Source organism: Tateyamaria sp., assembly GCF_059783535.1.
Map to the genome: position 1 here is coordinate 1 of NZ_JBYNDP010000014.1, position 23,199 is coordinate 23,199.

Sequence of the window (23,199 nt, forward strand, 5' to 3'; positions counted from 1 at the left end):
CACGTGCCGGTTGGGATGACGTGATGCTGCTGGAGCGGGATGAGCTGACCTCGGGGTCCACATGGCACGCGGCGGGATTGCTGCCCTATTTCAACATGTCCTACGCGACGACCCACATCCACGACTATTCCATCAAGTTCTACAAGACGCTTGAGGAAGAGACAGGGCTGAACGCCGGTTTTGCCGTTGTGGGCAACCTGCGCATGGCGCAGACGCAAGAGCGTATGGATGAATACATGCTCTATGCCTCCACTGCCGAGACGTGCGGTGTGCCATATCAGTTCATGACGCCTGAGCAGATCAAGGCGAAATGGCCCCTGATCCGGACCGAGGATTTGAAAGGCGCGCTCTATCACCAGACCGATGGCTACATTAACCCGGCAGATGTCACGATGGCGATGGCCAAGGGGGCGCGTCAGCGCGGCGTGATGATCGAACGCAAATGGCAGGCCGACGCCTTTCACTGGAATGGTGAGGCGTGGGAGGTCACGGCTACCAAGATGGTCGAAAAAGGCGGCAACCTTGTGCCGTCCGAAGAGCAGGTCGTGATCACCGCCGAACATGTGGTGACGGCCTCTGGCAACCACGCGCAGCGCACCGCCCAGATGCTGGGTATCAAGATGCCCGCCATCCCGGTTGAGCACCAGTTCATCGTGATGGAACAGGACCCCGAACTGGTGAAGTATCGCGCCGACGGTAATGCCGAACACCCGGTTATTCGCGATGCCGATGCCCAGTCCTATGTCCGCGAGGAGCGTGGCGGCTGGATTTTGGGTGTGTATGAAAAGAACGCGCCTGCACGGTTCGAACATGGCGTGCCGGACAGCTTCCGGGCTGACCTGTTCCAGCTGGATCTTGAGCGGATCGAAGAACAGTACATGGCGATGATCCACCGTGTGCCGTCATGCGAGGACAGTGGCCTCAAGGACGATTTCAACGGTCCCATCTGCTACACACCCGATGGCAACCCGCTGGTGGGTCCCGCGCCGGGTCTGCAGAACATGTGGCTGGCCGAAGGATTCTCGTTTGGGATCACGGCCGCCGGTGGCACCGGGTACTACCTTGCCCAAATGATGGTCGAGGGTGAAGCCGAGATCGATATGGCCCCGCTTGATCCCAAGCGCTACGGCGACTGGATGACAACCGAATATGCAGCCCGCAAGAACGAGGAATGCTACGAGCACGTCTATATTCTGCACCACCCGGATGAAGAGCGTGAAGCGTGCCGTCCGCTGCGGACGGGTCCGGCCTATGATCGGCAAAAGGCGGCAGGGGCGCAGTTCGGCTGCGTAAACGGATTTGAACGGCCCAACTACTATGGGCCGCTCGATGCACCTGACAGCTTTGACCACGACGCGCGGTCCTTCCGTCGCGGCGGCTGGTGGCAATACGCGGTGGACGAAGCCAAGGCGATCCGCGAAGGCGTGGGGCTGGTCGACGCCACGGCCTTTACCAAGCACCGGATTTCCGGCCCGGGCGCCACGGCGTTCCTGGAGTGGTTCACCACCAACAAGTTGCCCAAGGTCGGGCGCATCAACCTGACCTATGCCCTGACGGCGGCGGGAACCACGCGCACGGAATACACCATCGTGCGGCTGGCCGAGGATGACTACTACCTCGTGTCGGCAGCGGCGTGGCATGCCTACGACCAGGATTACCTCTACAAGGCAATCATGGAGAAAGAGGCCGAATTCGGTCGCATCAACGAAGAGGATGTGACCACCAAGTGGGGTGTCTTCGCCATTGCCGGGCCAAAGTCGCGGGACGTGCTGAACGAGTTGGTCAGGGACGCGGACCCGTCAACCGTGCTGTCGAACAAACGTTTCCCATGGCTGTCCTATCGCGACATCGAACTGGGCATGTGCCCTGTGCGTGCGATCCGCGTGGCCTATACCGGTGAACTGGGCTGGGAATTGCACCACCCAATCGAGATGCAGAATTACCTGTGGGACCGGCTTGTGAAAGCGGGCGAAAAGCACGGGATGAAGCTGGTGGGTGCACGGGCGCAAAACTGGCTGCGTCAGGAAAAATCGTACCGCGCGTTTGGCACGGAACTCGGTCGCGACGCGACGCCCATCGAAGCTGACCTGCCTCGTTTCGTTGATCTATCCAAGGATTTCCATGGCAAGGCCGCGATGGAAAAGATCGGCGTGCGCTCAACCTGCGTGACGCTGTTAATTGATGGGCCTGAAGATGCCGACCCCTGGGGGCGCGAGGCGCTCTATGACGGGGATACGCGCGTAGGCCGCCTGACATCTGGCGGGTATTCGGTTGCCTTTGAGAAGTCCATTGGCATGGGTTATGTCCGGCCCGATCTGGCGCAGCCGGGAACCAAGCTGCAGGTCAAGATGTTTGACAAGCTGTGGCCCGCCGAAGTCGTGACCGACAGCCCCTATGACCCCAAGAACGAGGTGATCCGCAAGGACGGGTGAAACCGCCGATTGAACGAAGTTGACCTGCCGACTCGTTGACTTGGCTGCTGCGTCGCATAATTGTCCGATCACGTATTGGACAAAGGCTTAGCACGGCAATGAATATTCTCGGAGTTTTCGCAGTTGGCATAGCGGCGGCGCTTGCATCAACCTTGCCGACCAGCGCTCAGGACGTTGTGCGCCCTGCCAAGGTTGCGACCGTTCAGGAAACAGAAGCAACGATTCAACGCACATATCCTGCGATTGTGCTGCCGTCCGAAGAGGTGGAGTTATCCTTTCGCGTCAGTGGGCGCGTCATTGAGCTTCCTATTCGCGGTGCACAGGATGTGGGGCTTGGTGATCTAATTGCGCAGATTGATCCACGCGATTTCGAACGCCAGATTGCTCAGCTTGAAAGCTCCCGTGATCAGTCCGCAGCCCAGCTGCGCGCCTTGCGGACAGGTGCGCGCGCCGAAGAGATCGTAGCACTGGAAGCCGCGGTTGAATCGGCGCAGGCCCAGGTCGATCAAGCGCTTGATCAGGCTGAACGGACCCGCGAGTTGGCAGAACGTGGCGTTGTGGCCGCTGCGCGCCTTGAACAGGATGAAGCATCTTTGCGGGTGGCCGAAGCGAACCTGCGCGCGCAGCAAGAACAGTTGATTATCGGGCAGTCCGGTGGGCGGGCCGAAGACATTGAAGCGTCCGAGGCAGCTTTGCGTGGATTGGAAGCCCAGCTGCAGGTGGCCCGAGACAACCTTGATGATGCAACGCTGACCGCACCTTTCGCTGGTATCATTTCGCGCCGTGACATCGACAACTTCACAAACGTGCAGGCGGGTCAGAGCATTGCCCTGTTGCAAAACATAGACACGGTGCACCTGGCCTTTGACGTGCCTGGGCCGGATGTGATTGCGCTGTCTGCAAACGGACAGGATCAGATCAAGTCACAGGTGCAATTCGACGCGCTGCCGGGGCAGACATTTGACGCGGAAGTCGTGGAATTCTCGGTTCAGGCAGATGCCGCCACCCAAACCTACCGGGGTCGGGTCAGCGTCGCACAGCCAAACGGGACGGTTATCCTGCCCGGCATGGTTGGTCGAGCCTTGGCAACGGCGCCCGGGTTTGCCGCAGAACTGCGTATTCCACTGACAGCAGTAGGCGCTAATCCGGATGGTTCGCCTTTCGTTTGGCTGCTGGACGACGACAACGCCGTATCCAAACAGCCTGTCACCTTGGGAGAAGCCAGTGGTGCGGAGGTTGCCGTGACTGAAGGAGTAAGCGCAGGTGACCGCGTGATTGCTGCCGGGGTCAGTCAGATCATTGACGGGATGACGATACGTCCGATCACTCGGGTTGGAGATTAAGTTATGGATCTGGCCCGGTTTGCCATCGAAAAGCGTCTGATCTCGGCGATCTCGACGCTCCTCATTCTTATTTCCGGCTACTTTGCGTACACGGTTCTGCCGCGGTTCGAAGACCCCGAATTCATCATCCGTCAGGCCCAGATCATCACACCGTATCCCGGCGCCAGCGCCGAAGAGGTGGCGGAAGAGGTGACCGAGGTTGTCGAAAACGCCTTGCAACAACTGCAAGGCGTGGACGAGGTCAGGTCGGTTTCTTCGCCGGGCCTCAGTATCGTGAACGTCGAATTCACCATCGCTTCGGTACCGGACTATCCGGACCTGTATCAGCGGTTTGCGCAGATGCGTGCCAAGGTCGACGACGCGCAGGGGAACCTCCCGCCCAATGCCCTTGAAAGCATCGTCTTTGATGACTTTGGTGACGTTTACGCCCTGTATTTCGCAGTGGTGGGGGATGGCTTCTCGATCAGTGAACTGCACGAATATGCCAAGGATCTGCAGCGCGAACTGGTGACGGTCGACGGTGTGTCCAAGGTGGTGCTGAACGGTGTTCAGGACGAAGTGATCTATGTCGAATACTCGTCCGCCCGCCTGATCGAACTTGGGTTGGCACCGGACCAGATCGCTCAGATCCTCGAAGGTCAGAATCTTGTCCGGCCCGCTGGATCGATCAAAGCGGGGCAAACCCGGCTGATGGTTCGACCGGAAAGTGCGGTGTCATCGACTGAGGCCATTGGCAACCTGATGATCACCAACGCGCAGACCGGTGCATCTTTCCGTCTATCTGACATCGCAACGATCAGTCGCGGGGTCGAGGATCCGGCGACCATGCTGCTGTACCGCGATGGAAAACAAGGCATCGGGATCGGGATATCGAACACGCTTGGCGGTAACGTGGTCAACATGGGCGTCGCGGTCAAGGAACGGATGGATGCGCTGATTGACCAGCGCCCAATCGGGATCGACGTGCTGCCAATCTCGGATCAGTCCGTCACGGTGAAGGAGTCGGTCGACGATTTCGTCATGAACGTCGTTTTGGCGCTGGCCATCGTCGTGGGCACGCTGCTGATCTTCATGGGGCTGCGATCGGGCATCCTGATGGGGGGCATCCTGATGGTGACCGTCGCAGGCACCCTGTTCGGGATGTACCTCTACGGTCTCGACATGCAACGTATCTCGCTTGGTGCGTTGATCATCGCGCTGGGGATGCTGGTCGACAACGCCATCGTGGTAGTCGAAGGCACGCTAGTGCGTGTGCAAAAGGGCGAAAGCGCGGCATCGGCCTCCATCGCCGTTGTGAACCAGACGAAATGGCCACTGCTTGGCGGGACAATCGTTGGCATTCTCGCTTTCTCGCCCATCGGATTTTCGCCGGACAACACGGGCGAATATGCAGGCAGCCTGTTCTGGACGATTGCCATTTCGCTGCTGTTCTCTTGGCTGGTTGCCATTTGGTTGACACCGTATTTCTGCACCCTTCTGCTCAAGCCCGGCACCGCCGTGGAAGATCGGGAAAACGTCGTGCTGCGGATGTATCGGGGCATCCTCAAACGTGCGATTGCCGTGCGGTATCTGACAATCGGCCTTGTCGTGGTGCTGTTTGCCTCTGCGGTTGCGATGTTCAGCATGGTGCCGCCCGGATTCTTCCCGACTTCCACCCGGGCACAATTCGCGATTGACTACTTCCTCCCGCAGGGCGCTGACATCTCGGCAACCGAGTCGGACATACTGGAAATCAGTGAACATGTGCGCACGCTGCCCGGTGTCACCGGAACAAACACCGCCATCGGTCAGGGCCACACAAGGTTCATGCTGATTTACGAGGCTGAGACGCAGAACTCGGCCTACGGTCAGATCCTGGTTGACGTGGAAAGCTTTGACCAGATCGAGGGTCTGCGCATGGAATTGCAGGCTTGGATTGAAGAAAACTATCCGGTCGCGAATGCCAAAGTTTGGAAATTCGTGCTGGGTCCCGGCGGCGGATCCAAGGTCGAGGCGCGGTTCTTTGGCCCCGATCCCGTGGTGCTGCGCGAACTGGCAGCCGAGGCCAAGGCGATCATGTCCGATGCGGGTGCCATCGCGGTCAAAGATGATTGGCGCGAACAGGTCCAGGTGCTCCGACCCGTCATCGACACTGAAAACGCGCGTCGTTTGGGTCTGACCCAGAGCGATATTTCGGGTGCGCTGGCTACCCACCTGACCGGTTCGACCCTCGGCGTGTATCGCGAGCGGGATGAGCTGTTGAACATCGTCATGCGCCCGACCGCGGTCGAGCGCGATGACGTGACAGAGCTGCGCGATGTGCAGGTCTTCAGCCAGGTGGCCGGTGGGTACATTCCGATCAACCAGGTCGTGGACCGGTTCGAAGTTGTGTTCGAGGCAGGTAACCTGCGTCGCATCGACCGCAAGCTGGCCATCACGGCGCAGTCTGACAACGCTGTGGGTGTTCTGTCTGGTGACCTCTTCAACGAGGTCCGGGGTCAGATCGAGGATATCGTCCTTCCGCCCGGCTATGCGTTGGAGTGGAAAGGGGAATACGGCGACTCTGCCGAGGCCAATGCCGGTCTTGCTTCCACCATGCCTTTGGGCTTTGGCGCGATGATCCTGGTTGTGCTCTTCCTGTTCAATGCGATCCGCCAGCCGCTGATCATCTGGCTGACGGTGCCGCTTGCCCTCATCGGGGTGATCTGGGGGCTTGCCGCCACGCAAACGCCGCTTGAGTTCATGGCGATCCTGGGTGTCCTGTCTCTGACCGGCCTGCTGATCAAGGCGGCCATCGTGTTGATTGACGAAACCGACAGTCAGATCGCCGGGGGCAAACCGCGCATGGATGCCATCGTGGATTCAGCGGTCAGCAGGGTGCGGCCCGTGTTGCTGGGCGTGTTGACAACCGTGTTGGGTGTTGTGCCTCTGATCTGGGATCCGTTCTTTGCCTCGCTCGCAATTGTCATCATCTGCGGGCTCAGCTTTGCCGCGATCCTCACCTTGATCGTGGTGCCGGCACTGTATGCCATCTTCTTCCGGGTCAGCGGGGACGAGGTCGCCTAGCGGATCGTCCGCCGATCCAGCCAGCTTTGCCAGTCTGCGGCGGAGCCGTTGAAGGCATTGATGTCGATCGCTCCGGGCGTATTCGGCAATGTGCCGGTTGAGGTGTATTGCCAAAAGCGCCACGACTGGCCGGGATAGGCCTGAGCCGGGGTTTTGGCTGTGGTGCGCAACCAGAATTCGTAGCCGCGCAGACGGTTCAACTCGGCATCCTCATAAAAGCCGGGCGTCGTATAGATGATGGGTTTCTGCCCATAGTGCGCCTCGACGATGTCCAGCCAGCGCTGCATTTCATTGCGCACAGTGGCGGCATCCGGGCGACGCTGACAGGTCGGTGAAAATGGGTTCCACTCCATATCCAGAACCGGTGGCAGGCTGCCGCGCGTCTTCGGCGCGGTGCGGATAAAGAACTGCGCCTGCACCTCGGGTGCCGTGCAGAAATAGTAGAAGTGATAGGCCCCGCGCCGGATGCCCGCCCGGCCTGCGCCGCGCCAGTGGTCCGTGAACATGGGGTCGGCCAGATCCCCGCCCTCGGTCGCCTTCAGAAAGGTAAACTCGATCCCGACCGCCTTGGCCCGAACCCAGTCCACACTGGTCTGGAAGCGGGCGGCGTCCATGCCGCGTACAGGGAAGGTGCTGGGCTGGCGCCCGGCAAAGCGTACGGGGTCGGTGTCCCCGATGATCATCGGGCCGGTAAAGGGGGCGGGGCCGGGGGCGCAGGCAGCAAGAAAGACGAATGCGGCAATCAAAAGTCGTGTCAACATGAGGCCGAGCCTAGCGGCTTAGAACCGGGCTGGCGACAAGGATTTGATGGTGTCGGCGTCGATGTGCGGAGGACGGCCCAACACCAGATCAGCCAGAAGCTGGCTGGCCGCTGGGGCCGTCTGAAACCCATAGCCGCCCTGACCCGCGCACCAAATGAAATCAGGCACTTGGCGGTCACGGCCCAACACCAGCGTGCGGTCCGGCACAAAGCTGCGCAGACCGGCCCATGACGTCTCAACCCGGGTGACGGGCTCAGTCACGTGCTGGCTATAGCGATCCAGTCCCTCGGCCAGCACCATATCATCGGCCCAGGCGTCTTGCGGTTCAACAAGGTCTTCGTCTGCCGGAGAGACCAACAGCTTGCCCGCATCCGGCTTGGCGTACCACGTCTCGCCGACGCCAAAGAAAATGGGCCATTCGCTGACGTTATGTCCACCGGGCGCAGGCAGGCGTGCCATGGAACGACGGAGGGGCATTATGCCGATCGGTGTGACCCCCGCCATAATGGCAATCTGGTCGGCCCACGCGCCACCGGCGTTCACCAGAATGTCAGCCCTTAACACGTCGCTACCGCAACGGACGGCCCATGTTGTGTCGTGTTCGATCGCGGTCACCGGTACTCCGGTCAGAACCTGCCCGCCATTTGCACGTATTGTCCTTGCGAAATCCTGAATCATGCGATCCGTGTCGATATCAAAGGCATCGGCATGGTAGGCGGCGCGGGTGATCGCACCATTCAGGATCGGAATGTAGGTTCGCGCATCGTCCACCGATATCTCGGGGCACTTCAGGGTTTCGGCGTCGGCTTTAAACTGTTCATCCTCTCCGGCGCGTCCGAGCAAGAGGAAACCGCGCGGACTGAGATAGCGTTTCTGAAAGGCGGCACTTGCCTTGTTCAAGGCGACCACGGATGGCGCGCCATAGTTCTCTTCGAACAGCGCGGCAGACCGGCCCGAGGCATGGTAGCCAAGCGCGCTTTCACCCTCGATCAGCGTAACACGCGCCCCGTCCGACAGTCGTGCAGCCGCCGACACTCCGGCGATGCCACCGCCAATGACGATGATGTCTGTCACGTTTCTTCGATCCGGTCCGTGGCGGGCGGTGGCGTGACGCTGAACCCGGTGATCTGGTCGTAAAGATCAGCGGTCATATCGAAATCCAATGCGGCCAGCGAAGGGGCCAATTGTTCCGCTGAGCGGGCCGAGATGATGGGCCTCGGCTGCGCAGGATGCGCCATGGCCCAGGCCACGGCCAGCGTCGCTGGGTTGGTACCCAGATCGGCAGCGAGTGCAGACAGCTTGGCAGCCGCCTCGCGCATCCAATCCACATTGTAGCGCGCGGCATAGCGGTCATCTTCGGTCAGCCGCCCGGTGCCGCCTTCCACGTATTTGCCAGTCAATAACCCGCCGCCAAGCGGAGAATAGGGCGCGATTTCAATGCCCTGATCCACGGCCATCGGGAAAATCTCGACCTCGGACTGGCGTTTCACCAAGCTGTGCATCGGCTGGATGATGTCGATCCGCACCTCAAACTGCGCGGCCACGGCTTGCGCTTTCATCACCTGCCAGGCGGCGAAGTTTGACACGCCGATATGGCGGATCTTGCCTTGGGCCTTGAGCATTGCCAGCGCATCGAATGTCTCTTGCAGCAGCGTGTCATCGTCAAACCGGTGCAGGTACAGAATATCGACCATGTCCATCTGCAACCGCTGCTGGGACGTGGCAAAACCGGTCAGGATATTGTCGCGGCCAGAGCCACCTTCATAGGCCGCCTTGGTCGCGATGATCAGGTCATCGCGGTCGGTTTGGGCCATCTCACCCAACAGGGTCTCCGAGGCACCGCCGGTATAGACAAAGGCGGTGTCGAAATGGGTGATGCCCGCTGCGCGGGCGGCGTCGAACATGGCGCGGCTCTGGTCTGCATCAGCCTTGCCGCCGAACTGCATGGTGCCGAATGTCAGGGGCGAAAGCGGGGTGCCGGAGAGAGAGGTAATCATGCGACAAGTCGTGCCATGCAGGACACCACCGGTGCAACGGCTAACATCCGTTCAGGCCCGCCTCTCGCAGTCGCGCCTTGTCCTTTGCATATGAAAGACGCGCCGACATTTGGCACGGTGCAACTGCCTCCCGCTGCCGCAATCTGGCAGCAGCTTGCTGTGGACTGGCCACCGTGTTGCGATAGGTTCGGAAAGGAACGACGTGCAGGGGGCGGACATGGCCGACGGGTTTGAACAGATGGTGGACGAGGCGCTGAGCTTTTTTGCCAAGCTGGAGAAGAACAACTCGAAAGACTGGTTCGAGCCACACAAGGCCCATTACAAGGAGGCCATTGCCGGTCCTGCCGGGTTCTTTTCGGATCTGATGGCCGAAGATATTGCCCGCATCACCGGCAAGCCGCACAGTCCCAAAGTTTTTCGCATCTACCGCGATGTCCGCTTTTCCAAGGACAAGACGCCGCTGAACACGCACCTTCACATCATGTGGTCCCCCGCCGACAAGGACCCGCTGGCCCCGTCATGGTTTTGGGGGCTGTCGCCGGAGTATTTCATCCTTGGAATGGGCGTGATGGGCCTGCAGGGCGAACACCTGACCCGCTACCGCGCCTTTGTCGACAGTTGGGGTGATAGTTTGCAAGAGGCGCTGGATGGAGCCAGTAACACTGGTGCGGAGATCAGCGATTGGGGACCGGAGCCGCTGAAACGTGTGCCCAAACCCTATGACCAGGATCACCCCCATGGCGGCCTGCTGAAGCGCAAGGCGCTGGCCGTCTCTGGCGCGATGCAGACCGATTGGCGCGACACCGGTCTTATCAAGGCAACCGTATCGCGGATCAACTCTCTGATGCCTGTATGGAGGGTCTTCGATTCTCACCTGTAAATGACGCACATCAATGACAAAGCGGACATTGGCGTCTCTACGTCTTCACCGAATAGCACTAGGAGAAGACATTTGGCACAATCTGTTGAGACCATTGATCGCAAGCCCTCTAACGCCCAGGCCTTTGACCAGACGAAATACCCCTACGCCGACAAGATGACCCGCACCGAATACGAGGCGGAGAAGGCTGCCTTGCAAGTCGAGTTGCTGAAGGTCCAGCTTTGGGTGCAGGAAACCGGTCAAAAGTTCGTACTGCTGTTCGAAGGGCGTGATGCGGCGGGCAAGGGGGGCACGATCAAGCGGTTCATGGAGCACTTGAACCCTCGTGCGGCACGTGTGGTGGCCCTCAACAAACCGACCGATCAGGAACGCGGACAGTGGTTTTTCCAGCGCTACATCAAGCATCTGCCAACCAGCGGCGAGATCGTTCTTTATGACCGTTCCTGGTACAACCGGGCCGGGGTAGAGCGGGTGATGTCGTTCTGTGCGGCTAATGAGTACCTCGAATTCATGCGCCAGACGCCCGAGTTCGAACGGATGCTGTCGCGGTCGGGCATTCAGCTGTTCAAATACTGGTTTTCCGTCACACAAGATGAACAGCGCCGCCGTTTCAAGGCGCGTGAGACGGACCCGCTGAAACAGTGGAAGCTGTCCCCAATCGACCGGGCCAGCCTCGACAAATGGGATGACTACACCGAGGCGAAAGAGGCGATGTTTTTTTACACGGACACGGCCGACGCACCCTGGACGGTTGTGAAATCCAATGACAAGAAGCGCGCACGCATCAACTGCATGAAGCATTTTCTGTCCAAGCTGGACTATCCGGACAAGGACTTGGCAGTAGCCACCGTACCTGACCCATTGATCGTGCAGCAGGCGGATGCTTCGGTGAATGGGTCCGAGCATATTCTGGCGGCATCGCTGCATCCGCACTCCCGCAAAAGCTGACACCCCGGAGGATCACATGTCAAACACGCCTCATGATCTTGCGCAGGACTTTCCCGAACATGCGGACCGCATTTCGAAGCTGCGGCAGACGGATGCGCATTTCGCCCGATTGATGGATGAATACCACGACGTGAACCGTGCTGTGCACCGCGCCGAAACGGATGTTGAACCCGTGTCCGATACGCATATGCAGGACATGCGCAAGCAGCGTATGGCGCTGAAGGATCAGCTTTACGCGACACTAACGGCTGCCTGATTTGGGATGTTGGCGCGATAGATCGCATTTGAACTAAACTCGGCTCAAAACGCATGACGGTGGCAACCCCGTGTTTAGGGATGTCGCGCCAAAACCCCTGCACGCAATGATTTCAGAACGGGATTGCGATGCGGCGGATTTGGAGCCTTTTGGCGTGCGTTGGGTTGGTGGGGCAGGGGGCCTATGCTTGGGCGGAGGCGTTGCCAATGGTCAGTCGGGCCAGCCTGATGACCAAGGCGGCCCCGCTGATCAGTGCAGAGCCGATGATCCGGCATTCCGGCCCCAGCCTGTTTGCCGGGCGTTCCATCACCGGCATGTTTGCACCGCCTGATCCCAAGGAACTCGACAACTTGCGGAACTACCCGGTCGAGGGCCGGGTTGCGCGGTTGCGCAACCTGATAGCGCAGGCCGAGGCAGGCAAGAAGGGCTATGACGCCGTACAATACGGGGCGCGGGTCAAGCCAGGCGCAGCGCCGACCCAGCTGACGATCCAGCAGATTTACGACTGGATCAAAGCCACACCGGGACAGCCCCATGCCATTGGGCGCTACCAGTTCATTCCGCCGACCCTGCGGCGGCTTGTGCGGCAAGCAGGAATTGATCCCAAAACGCAGTTCACGCCTGAGGTGCAGGACCGGCTTGCAGATATCCTGCTGGCTGATGCGGGCCTTGCCCCCTTCCTTGCCGGAGAGATGCCGCGCGAGACCTTCATGAACAATCTGGCCAAGATCTGGGCAGGTTTGCCCAACGATACGGGCAAATCCCACTATCACGGATATGCGGGGAACAAGGCGACGATGACCTGGGCGCATTTCGATGCGCAGATGGTCCGCATCTTCGCGCAATAGAGGGCGCTGATGGCCCATTTGACCGGCGGGGCGGAGGACACCTCCGCCTTACAGATGGATGCATTGAACCGGTGCGCCCAGCCAACAAAAAGCCCCCAGCGCGGTGCGCCGGGGGCAACAGCTGCGAGGCGGGGGACACCCCCGCCTTACGATGCCTTATTGCGGGATGTCGCCTTCGATGCCTTCGACATAGAAGTTCATGCCCGCCAGCGTGCCGTCATCAGCGGTTTCACCTTCGGCCAGGAAAGGTGAGCCGTCCTGCTTGTTCAGCGGGCCGGTGAACGCATGGTACGATCCATCCGCCAACGCAGCCTTCATCGCCAGCGCCTCTTCCTTGACGTCGGCTGGAACGGCGTCCGAAATCTCGCCAATGCCAACCATGCCTGCGCCGATGCCATCCCATGTGTCTTTCGACTCCCAGGTGCCGTCCATCACGGCACGGGTGCGCGCGATGTAGTAGGGGGCCCAGTCATCGATGATCGATGAGACGCGCGGGAAGGGCGCGTATTGGCCCATGTCTGACGCTTGGCCAAACGTGATAACACCACCTGCTTCCTGAGCAGCCGCTTGCGGCGCTGTCGAGTCGGTATGCTGCAGCACAACATCTGCACCTTGATCGATCAGGGTCTTGGCGGCGTCGGCCTCTTTCGCAGGGTCAAACCACGTGTAGACCCAGATAATCTTGAACTCGACATCCGGATTCACCTTCTTGGCGTGAATATAGGCCGAGTTGATACCACGGATCACTTCGGGGATCGGGAAGGACCCGATGTAGCCGATCGTGTTGGTTTTGGTCATCTTGCCCGCAATGTGGCCTTGAATGGCGCGCCCTTCGTAGAAACGGGCCGAATATGTCGACACGTTCGGATGCAGGCGTTTGTAGCCAGTCGCGTGCTCGAATTTTACGTTCGGGAACTTGGCCGCGACGTTGTTCGTCGGATCCATATAGCCGAACGAGGTGGTAAAGATCAGGTCGGCACCGTCCAGCGCCATCTGCGTCATCACGCGCTCGCTGTCGGGGCCTTCGGCCACGTTCTCTACGAACACGGTCTCAACTGCATCGCCGAACTCTTCCTCGACCGCAAGACGACCCTGATCGTGCTCGTATGTCCAGCCGCCGTCGCCGACGGGACCCACATAGACAAAGCCAACCTTGGTCTTGTCCTGCGCAAGTGCGCCGCCTGCGAGCCCAAGCGCCAGCGCGGCACTTGCCAGAAGTGTCGTAAGTTTCATTTCAGGTTTCTCCCCATTTAGGTGCGCCCCTTATCCCGAGGCGTGGAATGTGCGCCCCAGTGAGCCGGGGGCGCGTGATTTGTCTGCGCTCAGAATCACCAGAACGATGATCGTCACAATGTAGGGGGACATTGCCAAATACTCGACCGGAATGGCAACGCCCGCGCCCTGCAAGTTCAACTGGAGCTGAGTGATCCCGCCAAAAAGATAAGCACCCAGCAGCACGCGCCACGGCTTCCAACTGGCAAACACAACCAGGGCGAGGGCAATCCACCCCACACCGGCGGTCATACCCTCGGTCCACTGCGGCACGCGGATGAGGGAAATGTACGCTCCGCCCAGCCCCGCGCAGGCGCCACCGAAGAGGATGGCAAGGGTCCTGATACGTTTGACCTTGTACCCCAAGGCGTGGGCTGCATCGTGGTTTTCGCCCACAGCGCGCAGGACCAAGCCCATGCGCGTGAACGTCAGCAGTGCCCAGGTGCCCGCCACGATCCCAAGACCCAAGTAAACCATCAGGTCATGACCAAAGATGATCGGCCCGATGACGGGAATATCCGCGAGCGGCCCGAGCGGTGTCGCTTCGGCCCGCGGTGGTTTGATCCCGACATACGACTGCCCCATGAGCGATGACAGCCCCAATCCGAACAGCGTCAGTGCGAGCCCCGATGCCACCTGGTTGGCCAGCGCGACCTGCGTGAGAAAGGCAAAAAGAAGCGACAGCACCCCACCTCCGACGGCAGCAGCCACAAAGCCCACGGTGGGCGAGCCGGTGTTGACAGCGATGATGAAGCCACAGACGGCGCCTGTGATCATCATCCCTTCGACCCCGAGGTTCAGAACACCCGCGCGTTCGACGACAAGCTCTCCGATGGCGGCCAGCAGGATTGGCGTGGCCGCCGCGATCATGGCGGCGATCAGGAGGATCGGGTTGATGGCGGATAGGTCCATTTATTTAGAAAAACTCCATTAGCGCAGAACGATCGCAAAACCGATTGCTGCCATGATCGCGAAAGCAAGAACTTTGGCTGCAGGGTGGCGCACAGGCTTCTCTCTCCTTGCGCTCGGTGACATTCGGAATATGTCGCGAAGGGCGTAAAGGAACCACTCAATGATCGCTTCACCAAATGCAAAAAGCAGGGCAATAAAAGTAAGGGTAGCCAAAGCCTGAACTTCTGGGCTGGCGACCACAACAATGAATGAAAGCAGGAAGCCGATGACACCCGCCAGCAAAACATATCCGATTTGATTCGGTGATATGGAGAAGTGCCACCGCATCACACCACCTCCGCCTTGCCAAACCGCACGCGGTAGTTCGTGAGCAGGTCGAGAGCCAACAAGAAAAACAGGAGCATCCCCTGAAAGACCTGTATCGCCGCCGCAGGCAAACCCAGCTGCGATTGTGCAATATCCCCGCCGATATAGGTCAGCGCCATCAGCAATCCTGCCGCTACGATTCCCAGCGGGTTCAGACGCCCTAGGAAGGCGACGATGATAGCCGTAAACCCATAGCCCACGTTGAAATCAATGCTGATCTGACCCGACGGGCCGGCCACTTCGAACATGCCCGCAAGCCCAGCCAGCAGCCCGGATACACCCAGACAAAACAGAACCAGCCGCCCGGGATTGACCCCGCCAAACTTGGCTGCGCGGGGCGCATCGCCAGTGACCCGAATGGCAAACCCCAGCCTATGCCGCGTCAGCAGAACATAGGCAAAGATCACCGCTATCAGCGCAGCAACCACGCCCCAATGCATTCCCGTCCCGGCAATGATCTCGGCATTGTGCGCTGAGGGATACTGCTGCAAATTGCGCGATCCCGGAAACCCAAACCCTTCGGGATTTTTCAGCAAGCCCAAAGACATAGAGGCCAAAAGCTGCTCAGCCACATAGACCAGCATCAGCGAAACCAAAATCTCGTTGGTGCCAAATTTTACCTTTAAAACAGCAGGGATCATCGCCCAGGCCCAACCGCCCAACGCCCCGGCGAGCACCATCAAGGGAAAGATCAAAACACTCTCCGCAGGATAAAACGCCAACCCCGCACCTGCGCCGCAAATGGCCCCGACAATGTACTGCCCCTCGGCCCCAATGTTCCAGATGCCCGCCCGGAACCCCAGTGCTAGCCCAATCGCGATCAAGACCAAAGGCGCCCCCTTGATCAGAAGCTGCGGCCGGTAAAAAAACGCAAACTCGCCAAAGATCGGCTCCCAGAAAATCGTCGCGATGGCCTGCAATGGGTCTTTGCCCAAGGCGACGAACAGCACCCCGCCAAAGATCATCGTCAGCACCACCGCCAGCACAGGCGTGGCATAGGCCATCACAGCCGAGGGCTGCGGACGCGCCTCGATCCGGATCATCCAACCATCCCCAGCTTCATTTCGCCAAATAAACCGCCGCCGGAGGCTCCGGCAGGATCAAACATGCGCAACCTCCATCCCGTGGGCACCACCCAGCATCAAGCCAATCTGCTCCACATCCAGGCCCGATGTGGCGCGCGGCGCGCTCAAACGCCCCTCGTTCAAGGCCGCAAACCGGTCGGAGATTTCCATCAACTCATCCAAATCCTGCGAAATCACCACAACAGCCGACCCGTCCGCCGCCAAATCCAGCAAGGCTTGCCGGATCGCAGCGGCGGCAGCGGCATCCACGCCCCATGTCGGCTGGTTCACCACCAACACCTCGGGGCGCTGCAACACCTCGCGACCAATCACGAATTTCTGCAGGTTGCCGCCCGACAGCGACCGCGCCGCATTCTCCGGTCCCGGCGTGCGGACGTCGAAACTTGAAATGATGCGCTCTGCAAAATCACGCGTTTTGGTCCAGTTCAGCATCCCACGCCGCACCAGCCCTTCGCGCGCAGCCCCGGTGAGCATCGCGTTCTCCGTCAGCGACATGTTGGGGGCAGCCGCATGGCCCAGCCGTTCCTCGGGTGCTGCAAGCACACCCAGCCCGCGCCGTGCCTCCGGTCCGTTCTTCGCCAGATCGCGGCCCTTGAACTGCACCATCCCGACACCGCAGGGCAATTCCCCCGACAGAACAGCCAGCAATTCGTCCTGACCGTTGCCCGCGACGCCACCAATGCCCATCACCTCACCCGCGCGTACGTCAAAGGAAATATCGCGTAGGGGCATGCCAAAGGCGGAGGGCGATGCAGCCGACAGCCCCGTCACTGACAACAGCACCTCGCCTGCGTCATGTGCAGCAGCCTTGGGCGTGGCGAGTGTGCTGCCCACCATCATCTCGGCCATCTCGCGGGCCGAGGTGTCGCGCGGCAGGCAGGTCCCTACCACCTTGCCACCGCGCAGGATCGTGGCGGCGTCACACAAGGCGCGGATTTCCTCCAGCTTGTGCGAAATATACAGGATCGCCGTGCCCTCTGCGCTCAGTTTGCGCAAGGTTTCAAACAGGATATCGACCTCCTGCGGGGTCAGGACGGAGGTGGGTTCGTCCATGATCAACAGCTTGGGGTCCTGCAAGAGACAGCGAATGATTTCAACCCGCTGCCGTTCCCCTGCTGACAGATCACCCACCACTTTGTCCGGTGACAATGGCAGGCCATAGGTCTCCGACACCTCGCGGATACGGGCGGCGAGCGTCCGCATGGGCGGCGGTGTCTCCATGCCCAACGCGATGTTCTCGGCCACACTCAACGCATCGAACAGCGAAAAATGCTGGAACACCATACCCACGCCCGCTGAACGGGCAGCGCGCGGATCGGCGGGGGCAAAGTCGCCCCCATTCATCTGCATCTGACCTGCGTCCGGTTTCACCAGCCCATAGATCATCTTGACCAGCGTTGACTTGCCTGCCCCGTTTTCCCCCAGCAAAGCGTGGATTTCCCCGGGAGCGATGGACAGCGACACGTCATCATTTGCCACCACGCCGGGATAGGCCTTGGTCAAGCCGTTCAGGGACAAAAGGGGTGTCACGCACGCGTCTCCAGTCGTTGCGGTATGGTCTGCGTGGACTTTGCTAGCCGAAAGGCGACCCCGACCGCAATCAAATGCGGATCTTTCCCCAAAGATGGATCGCCAATGGGGCAGGTGATGCGCGCAATTTCATCCGTGCTGTGGCCCAATGCGGCCAACCTTTTGCGAAACCGCGCCCATTTGGTCGCGGACCCGATCAACCCGCAAGAGGCAAAGCCGCGTGTCAGCACCGCGTGGCACAGGCCCAGATCTATATCATGCGCATAGGTCAGGATCAGATGATGCGCGCTGCGGGGCGCATGGGCGGCAAGGGCAGGAAGGTCAGTGGCAGGCACGGTTGTAACGCCATCGGGCACGGTCTTGGGAAACCGCTCGGCCCCGGTGTCGGCCCATGTCAGTGAATAGCCGGGCATATGCTGCAGGATGTCGACCAGCGCGCGACCCACATGGCCCGCGCCCCAGATCCAGATGTCCTGATCCGGCGCGCGCACCGGTTCGATCATCCATCCGTCCTTCAATTGCGCAGCGGGCAACTGCCCCTGGTTCCGAGCGGCCTTCAAGATGCGCTTGACCGACAGCGGCATTGGCTCGGACCCACGTGCGACCACGTCTTCGGGCAGGGCATGCGCACGGCCCACGTCAAAAACTTCGCTCAGCACCTCGACCGCCCCACCGCAGCATTGGCCCAGATCAGGCCCCAGGGCATGGCGACTGCGCGTATCCTTGGTCAGCATACGGGCAGCAGCGGCCAGCTCAAACTCAAGGACACCACCGCCAATCGTGCCGGATTGCCCGGTCTCCCAGACCAGCATTGCCGCGCCAACCTCGCGCGGGGCCGACCCCTGCACAGACGCAACAACAACCCGCACAACCCGGCCATGCGCCTCGCAGGCCGCGATCAACCCGGCCCGATCAAACATCGCCACGCGCCGTCTGCACGGCTTTCAAAACCGTTTCCGCCGTGGCTGGGGCCTGCAAGTCCGGGTAGTTTGGACCACAAGCTGCCGCCGCATCGCTCAGCGCCAGAAAGGCCGAGATGCCCAGCATCAGGGGCGGCTCCCCGACCGCCTTGGACTTGTAGATTGTATCGGCCCGGTTCTCTCCATCCCACAGCGCCACATTGAACACATCGGGCCGGTCGGAACAGGCGGGTATCTTGTAGGTTGACGGCGCATGGGTGCGCAGACGGCCCTGATCGTCCCATACCAGCTCCTCTGTTGTCAGCCAACCCGCGCCCTGCACATAGCCGCCCTCGACCTGCCCGATATCCAGAGCCGGGTTCAGGGATGCGCCGGCATCATGCAGGATATCAGCCCGCAAAATGCGATTCTCCCCCGTCAGCGTGTCGATCACCACCTCGGTCACTGCTGCCCCATAGGCAAAGTAGAAAAACGGTCGGCCCTGCCCCTTGATCCGATCCCACTTGATCTCGGGCGTCTTGTAGTACCCGGTGGATGACAGGCTGATGCGTGCCTCGTAGGTCAGGGCGGCCACCTCGGCAAAGCTGTAGTTGCCAGACCCGGCCCGCACACGGCCATCGTCGAAAACCACCTCTTCTGGACGACACTGATGCAACTGCGCCAGATGCTCTGCCATCCGATACCGAATGGTGTCGCAGGCCGCCTTGACCGCCATGCCGTTCAAGTCACTGCCCGAAGACGCAGCGGTGGCGGACGTGTTTGGCACCTTGGCCGTGTCGGTGGCGGTGATCTTAACCATCTCCAACGGCACACCAAAGCGGCTGGCAGCCACTTGTGCCACCTTCTGAAACAGACCCTGACCCATCTCGGTCCCACCATGGTTCAGATGAATGGACCCGTCTGCATAAACATGCACCAGCGCCCCGGCCTGGTTCAGGTGGGTCAGGGTGAAGCTGATGCCGAATTTAACCGGTGTCAGCGCAATCCCCTTCTTCAGCACCGGGTTTGCTGCATTCCACTCCGCAACCGCCGCCCGGCGCGCATCGTAGTCCGACGTCTCGCGCAATTGCGCTACCAGCGCGTCGCCAACGAAGTCGTCAACCTTCTGACCATAGGGTGTCGTCTGTTTCTTCTGACCAGAAATACCACCGCCGGAGGCATAAAAGTTGGCAACCCGCACCGCCAGCGGATCAAGCCCCAGATGACCCGCCACATGATCGACAATGCGCTCCATCCCGAGCATCCCCTGCGGCCCGCCAAAGCCGCGAAAGGCCGTGGCACTTTGGGTGTTGGTGCGCAGCCGGTGACTTTCGATCCGTACGTGCGGCAACCAATAGGTATTGTCGGCATGCAGCATCGCCCGGTCGGCCACGGGCAGGGATAGGTCCATGGCCCAACCGCAGCGCACGTATTGGCGCACATCAAGGGCGTTGATCCGGCCCGCATTATCAAATCCGACATCATAGTCGATGCGGAAATCATGGCGCTTGCCGGTGATCATCATGTCGTCATCGCGGTCATAGCGCATCTTGCACGGGCTGCCGGTGGCACGAGCGGCAATAGCGCAGGCCACGGCCAGCGCATTGCCCTGACTCTCCTTACCACCAAACCCGCCCCCCATGCGGCGCGTCTCGACCCGGACAGCATGCATGGGTCGCCCAATGGCATCGGCCACCTTGTGCTGGATCTCGGTCGGGTGCTGGGTGGACGAGATGACATGCATATCCCCATCCTCACCCGGCAGGGCAAGTGCCGCTTGCCCTTCGAGATAGAAGTGCTCTTGCCCGCCAATCTCGAACGACCGTGTAAGGCGGTGCTGTGCCCCGCCCAACTCGGTTGCCGCATCGCCCCGTGCATAGATGCGCGGGCCATCCTCGAACCGGGTGTCCGCGGCAAGGGCCTCGTCGATGGTCAGAACCGGCGTGTCCTCTGCAATCTCGACCTTGCCCAGACGCGCCGCATGGCGGGCTGCCAGATGCGACCGGGCCACCACCAGAAACAGCGGCTGACCAAGGTATTGCACGGTGCCATCCGACAGCAAGGGTTCATCATGGGCCGACGGGGACACATCATTGGCAAAGGGCAGGTCATCCGCCACGAGCACGGCAACCACATCCGAGGCGGCCCGAACAGCCTCCAGATCCATTGCGGTGATCTGGCCACGGGCAACACCGCTCACGCCAAACGCGAGATGCAGTGTTCCCACAGGCGTCGGCATGTCATCCACATATCGCGCGGCGCCGGTCACATGCAGATGGGCAGCATCGTGGGGCAGAGGCTTCGCGACCGTCATGATGTCACCTCCAGCACATTGGTGGCCTGCCCTTGATCCTCCAACCACGCGCGCAACAGCATGTTCTGTGCCGTCTGCATCCGGTAGCTGGCAGAGGCCCGCATGTCGCTGAGCGGTTGGAAATCACGGGTCATGGCCTGCATGGCGCGGGCCACGACCGCGTCGGTCCACGGCTGGCCACGCAATGCGGTCTCGGCATGTACCGCCCGCTTGGGTGTGCCTGCCATGCCGCCGAAGGCGAGGCGTACTTCGGTGACCACATCATCCACAACTTCGATCCAGAAACAGCCGCACACGGCCGAAATGTCCTGATCGAACCGCTTCGATAGCTTGTAACAGCGCAAGGCGTCGCTCTGTCTTGGGATCGTGATCGCCTCGACAAACTCGTTCTCGGCCCGGTCCTGCTTACCGTAGTCGATAAAGAAATCCTCGATCGGCAGCGTCCGAACGCCGTCCACCGATCGCAAGTGCAGGGTTGCACCCAAGGCAATCAGCGCCGGCGATCCATCCCCGATGGGTGAGCCATTGGCGACATTGCCACCAATGGTCGCTGCATTGCGCACCTGCACAGAGCCGTAGCGTCGGATCAATTCGGCAAAGGCCGGGTGGTGCGGGGCAATAGCCTCGTGCAACTCGATCAGCGTTGTAGCCGCGCCGATGTGAATCTCGTGGTCGGTGACGGTCACGCCGGACAGCTCCGGAATGCGGTTGAGGAAGGCGACCGGACCAAGCTCCCTGAACTGCTTGGTCACCCATAGGCCGACATCCGTGGCGCCTGCCACCAATGTGCCACCGGGGTTCTCATCCATCCACGTGGCGAGAGCGTCTGGTGTTGTTGGCGGCTCTGCGCCCGGCTCCGTCGGAGCCTCCCCCAAGGTGTTTTGGGCCAGAAGAAGAGGGGTGTCTTTCACATGATCCGGGACCGGAGCTGTTTCGGCAGCCTTGGCGGCGCGGATGATGGGAGCATAGCCGGTGCAACGGCACAGGTTGCCCGCAAGCGCCGTGTCGTGGTCCGTTTCTCCGTTCAGATGTGCCGTGGCCATCGTTGTAATGAAACCCGGCGTGCAGAAGCCGCATTGCGACCCGTGGTGCTCGATCATCGCCCGCTGAACGGGGTGAAGCGTGCCGTCGGGGGCCGCGATCCCTTCGACCGTTCGCACCGCTTTGCCTTCAAGCTGTGGCATGAACAGGATGCAGGCGTTCAGCGCCCGCGCCCCATCCGCATCCGTGACCATCACTGAACAGGCCCCGCAGTCGCCTTCATTGCAGCCTTCCTTGGTGCCTGTCAGTCCGGGGTGGTCCCGTAGCCAGTCCAGCAGCGTTGTCGTGGGTGTCGTGTCGGCCGTGATCTCGCTTCCATTCAGAAGAAAGGTCGTACGCATATTGTCTTGTGCCTGCCGCGTTACCAACGCCCGTGTTGTGGCCTTTGGTCGATGCGGCGTAGACCAGAAGGCGGGCTGTCGGACGTCAGGTTAGGGCAGGCAGGCAGGGCTTGGCAAGCTGTGCGGCCCTGTCAGGCAGCCATCTTCGCCGCAAGTGCCTCCAGATTGGCCAGCCCGGCTTCCCAGCCCGCCTTGAACTCGCCATCCGCATCTGGTCCAGCAAAGGAGGATACGGCAACCGAGACATGAAGCCGGGTGCCATCGCCCTCTGTCGCGATCCGGTAGGTGACAAGCGTGGTCGCGTTGGTAGCATCGCCCATGTTCACTGTCTCGGTAAAGGCGGCATCGTGTGGTCCGTCAATCCTGTACCAGCGGGTGTCGACGGTGAATTCCGGATTGTCCGCGGGCCCCGCGTGGTGCGTCTCAAGCCCGCCAACCCGGAAGTCCGACGTTTGCAATGTCATGACCATCCCTTCGCCCGGCGCGTTCCAAGTACCGCGCATCTCGGCATCTGTCAGGACATGCCACAGGCGGTCTGGTGTCAGGGGAAATGTGCGGGTCAGTTCAAAATGTCCGGTGTCGGTGGTCATGTCCGGGTCCTTTCCAGTTGGTCGGCGAGGCGGGCAAGCCGGTCCATCCGGCCCTCCCACATCGTCTTGTGCGCGTTGAGCCAGTCCGCCCCGGCGCGCAGGGCATCGGGCCGCATCTCGACCGTGCGGACGCGCCCCTTTTTCGTGCTTGTGACCAACCCACTGTCTTCCAGCACCTTGAGATGCCGCAGGAAGGTCGGCAGCGCCATGTCGTGCCCGTCATGCAGGGCGCTGACCGCAGCGGGGCCGTGGATCAGCTGTTCCACCACCGCGCGGCGGGTCGGGTCAGCAAGGGCACTGAAGAAGCTGTCGAGTTGGTTAGTCATGTGGCTAAGTATT

At 60.7% G+C, this 23,199-nt stretch carries 20 protein-coding genes; 7 read left to right on the plus strand and 13 right to left on the minus strand.

Annotated elements, in window-relative coordinates:
• From AC6RA8_RS04880 to AC6RA8_RS04890, 3 genes are all read left to right on the plus strand, one after another.
• Positions 1–2,432, plus strand: a 2,432-nt coding sequence (locus tag AC6RA8_RS04880; RefSeq protein ID WP_500351002.1) for a GcvT family protein, incomplete at its 5' end; no start/stop codon positions are given.
• A 98-nt stretch (positions 2,433–2,530) separates the two neighbouring features.
• Complete coding sequence (locus AC6RA8_RS04885) at positions 2,531–3,775, plus strand: efflux RND transporter periplasmic adaptor subunit (protein ID WP_500351003.1); 1,245 nt, start codon at positions 2,531–2,533, stop codon at positions 3,773–3,775.
• A 3-nt stretch (positions 3,776–3,778) separates the two neighbouring features.
• The gene (locus tag AC6RA8_RS04890; RefSeq protein WP_500351004.1) at positions 3,779–6,820 is read left to right on the plus strand and encodes an efflux RND transporter permease subunit; all 3,042 of its coding nucleotides are present in this window, start codon (positions 3,779–3,781) and stop codon (positions 6,818–6,820) included.
• Here AC6RA8_RS04890 and AC6RA8_RS04895 read toward each other — a convergent pair.
• From AC6RA8_RS04895 to AC6RA8_RS04905, 3 genes are read right to left on the minus strand one after another with little or no spacing between them, the layout of a single operon-like run.
• Positions 6,817–7,581 carry a GH25 family lysozyme gene (locus tag AC6RA8_RS04895; protein WP_500351005.1) on the minus strand — a complete coding sequence of 255 codons (765 nt, stop codon included), beginning with the start codon at positions 7,579–7,581 and terminating at the stop codon, positions 6,817–6,819. The genes AC6RA8_RS04890 and AC6RA8_RS04895 overlap by 4 nt on opposite strands.
• Before the next feature lie 18 nt (positions 7,582–7,599).
• Positions 7,600–8,655: an NAD(P)/FAD-dependent oxidoreductase gene (locus AC6RA8_RS04900; protein WP_500351006.1), complete on the minus strand. Its 1,056-nt coding sequence runs from the start codon at positions 8,653–8,655 to the stop codon at positions 7,600–7,602.
• The gene (locus tag AC6RA8_RS04905) at positions 8,652–9,578 is read right to left on the minus strand and encodes an aldo/keto reductase (protein ID WP_500351007.1); all 927 of its coding nucleotides are present in this window, start codon (positions 9,576–9,578) and stop codon (positions 8,652–8,654) included. The genes AC6RA8_RS04900 and AC6RA8_RS04905 overlap by 4 nt, the downstream gene beginning before the upstream one ends.
• Positions 9,579–9,795: 217 nt before the next feature.
• Between AC6RA8_RS04905 and AC6RA8_RS04910 the strand changes: the two genes are divergently transcribed.
• From AC6RA8_RS04910 to AC6RA8_RS04925, 4 genes are all read left to right on the plus strand, one after another.
• A complete protein-coding gene (locus AC6RA8_RS04910) occupies positions 9,796–10,458 on the plus strand; it encodes a DUF2461 domain-containing protein (RefSeq protein WP_500351008.1) in 663 nt (220 codons plus the stop codon).
• The gene (gene ppk2 / locus AC6RA8_RS04915) at positions 10,459–11,406 is read left to right on the plus strand and encodes a polyphosphate kinase 2 (RefSeq protein WP_500351009.1); all 948 of its coding nucleotides are present in this window, start codon (positions 10,459–10,461) and stop codon (positions 11,404–11,406) included.
• Between the two features lie 16 nt (positions 11,407–11,422).
• Positions 11,423–11,662, plus strand: coding sequence for an HP1242/YdcH family protein (locus AC6RA8_RS04920; RefSeq protein WP_500351010.1), 240 nt, complete (start codon positions 11,423–11,425; stop codon positions 11,660–11,662).
• A gap of 128 nt (positions 11,663–11,790) precedes the next feature.
• Entirely contained in the window at positions 11,791–12,510 is a 720-nt protein-coding gene (locus tag AC6RA8_RS04925; protein WP_500351011.1) for a lysozyme family protein, read from the plus strand.
• Positions 12,511–12,666: 156 nt separating this feature from the next.
• Here AC6RA8_RS04925 and AC6RA8_RS04930 read toward each other — a convergent pair whose 3' ends face one another.
• The 10 genes from AC6RA8_RS04930 to AC6RA8_RS04975 form a co-directional block, all read right to left on the minus strand.
• Positions 12,667–13,743 carry a BMP family ABC transporter substrate-binding protein gene (locus AC6RA8_RS04930; protein ID WP_500351012.1) on the minus strand — a complete coding sequence of 359 codons (1,077 nt, stop codon included), beginning with the start codon at positions 13,741–13,743 and terminating at the stop codon, positions 12,667–12,669.
• A gap of 30 nt (positions 13,744–13,773) precedes the next feature.
• Positions 13,774–14,694 carry an ABC transporter permease gene (locus AC6RA8_RS04935; RefSeq protein WP_500351013.1) on the minus strand — a complete coding sequence of 307 codons (921 nt, stop codon included), beginning with the start codon at positions 14,692–14,694 and terminating at the stop codon, positions 13,774–13,776.
• Positions 14,695–14,712: 18 nt separating this feature from the next.
• Positions 14,713–15,021, minus strand: coding sequence for a hypothetical protein (locus AC6RA8_RS04940; protein ID WP_500351014.1), 309 nt, complete (start codon positions 15,019–15,021; stop codon positions 14,713–14,715).
• Positions 15,021–16,103 carry an ABC transporter permease gene (locus AC6RA8_RS04945; RefSeq protein ID WP_500351015.1) on the minus strand — a complete coding sequence of 361 codons (1,083 nt, stop codon included), beginning with the start codon at positions 16,101–16,103 and terminating at the stop codon, positions 15,021–15,023. The genes AC6RA8_RS04940 and AC6RA8_RS04945 overlap by 1 nt, the downstream gene beginning before the upstream one ends.
• Before the next feature lie 57 nt (positions 16,104–16,160).
• Positions 16,161–17,675, minus strand: coding sequence for an ABC transporter ATP-binding protein (locus AC6RA8_RS04950; protein ID WP_500351016.1), 1,515 nt, complete (start codon positions 17,673–17,675; stop codon positions 16,161–16,163).
• Entirely contained in the window at positions 17,672–18,595 is a 924-nt protein-coding gene (gene xdhC / locus AC6RA8_RS04955; protein WP_500351048.1) for a xanthine dehydrogenase accessory protein XdhC, read from the minus strand. The genes AC6RA8_RS04950 and xdhC overlap by 4 nt, the downstream gene beginning before the upstream one ends.
• Positions 18,588–20,888 (minus strand): xanthine dehydrogenase molybdopterin binding subunit, encoded by a 2,301-nt coding sequence (xdhB, locus tag AC6RA8_RS04960; RefSeq protein WP_500351017.1) that lies wholly within the window; start codon positions 20,886–20,888, stop codon positions 18,588–18,590. Before xdhB ends, xdhC begins: the two co-directional genes overlap by 8 nt.
• Positions 20,885–22,270: a xanthine dehydrogenase small subunit gene (gene xdhA, locus AC6RA8_RS04965; RefSeq protein ID WP_500351018.1), complete on the minus strand. Its 1,386-nt coding sequence runs from the start codon at positions 22,268–22,270 to the stop codon at positions 20,885–20,887. The genes xdhB and xdhA overlap by 4 nt, the downstream gene beginning before the upstream one ends.
• Positions 22,271–22,401: 131 nt before the next feature.
• Positions 22,402–22,860, minus strand: a complete 459-nt coding sequence (locus AC6RA8_RS04970; RefSeq protein ID WP_500351019.1) for an SRPBCC domain-containing protein — start codon at positions 22,858–22,860, stop codon at positions 22,402–22,404.
• The gene (locus AC6RA8_RS04975) at positions 22,857–23,186 is read right to left on the minus strand and encodes an ArsR/SmtB family transcription factor (protein WP_500351020.1); all 330 of its coding nucleotides are present in this window, start codon (positions 23,184–23,186) and stop codon (positions 22,857–22,859) included. The genes AC6RA8_RS04970 and AC6RA8_RS04975 overlap by 4 nt, the downstream gene beginning before the upstream one ends.
• Positions 23,187–23,199: the final 13 nt, after the last annotated feature.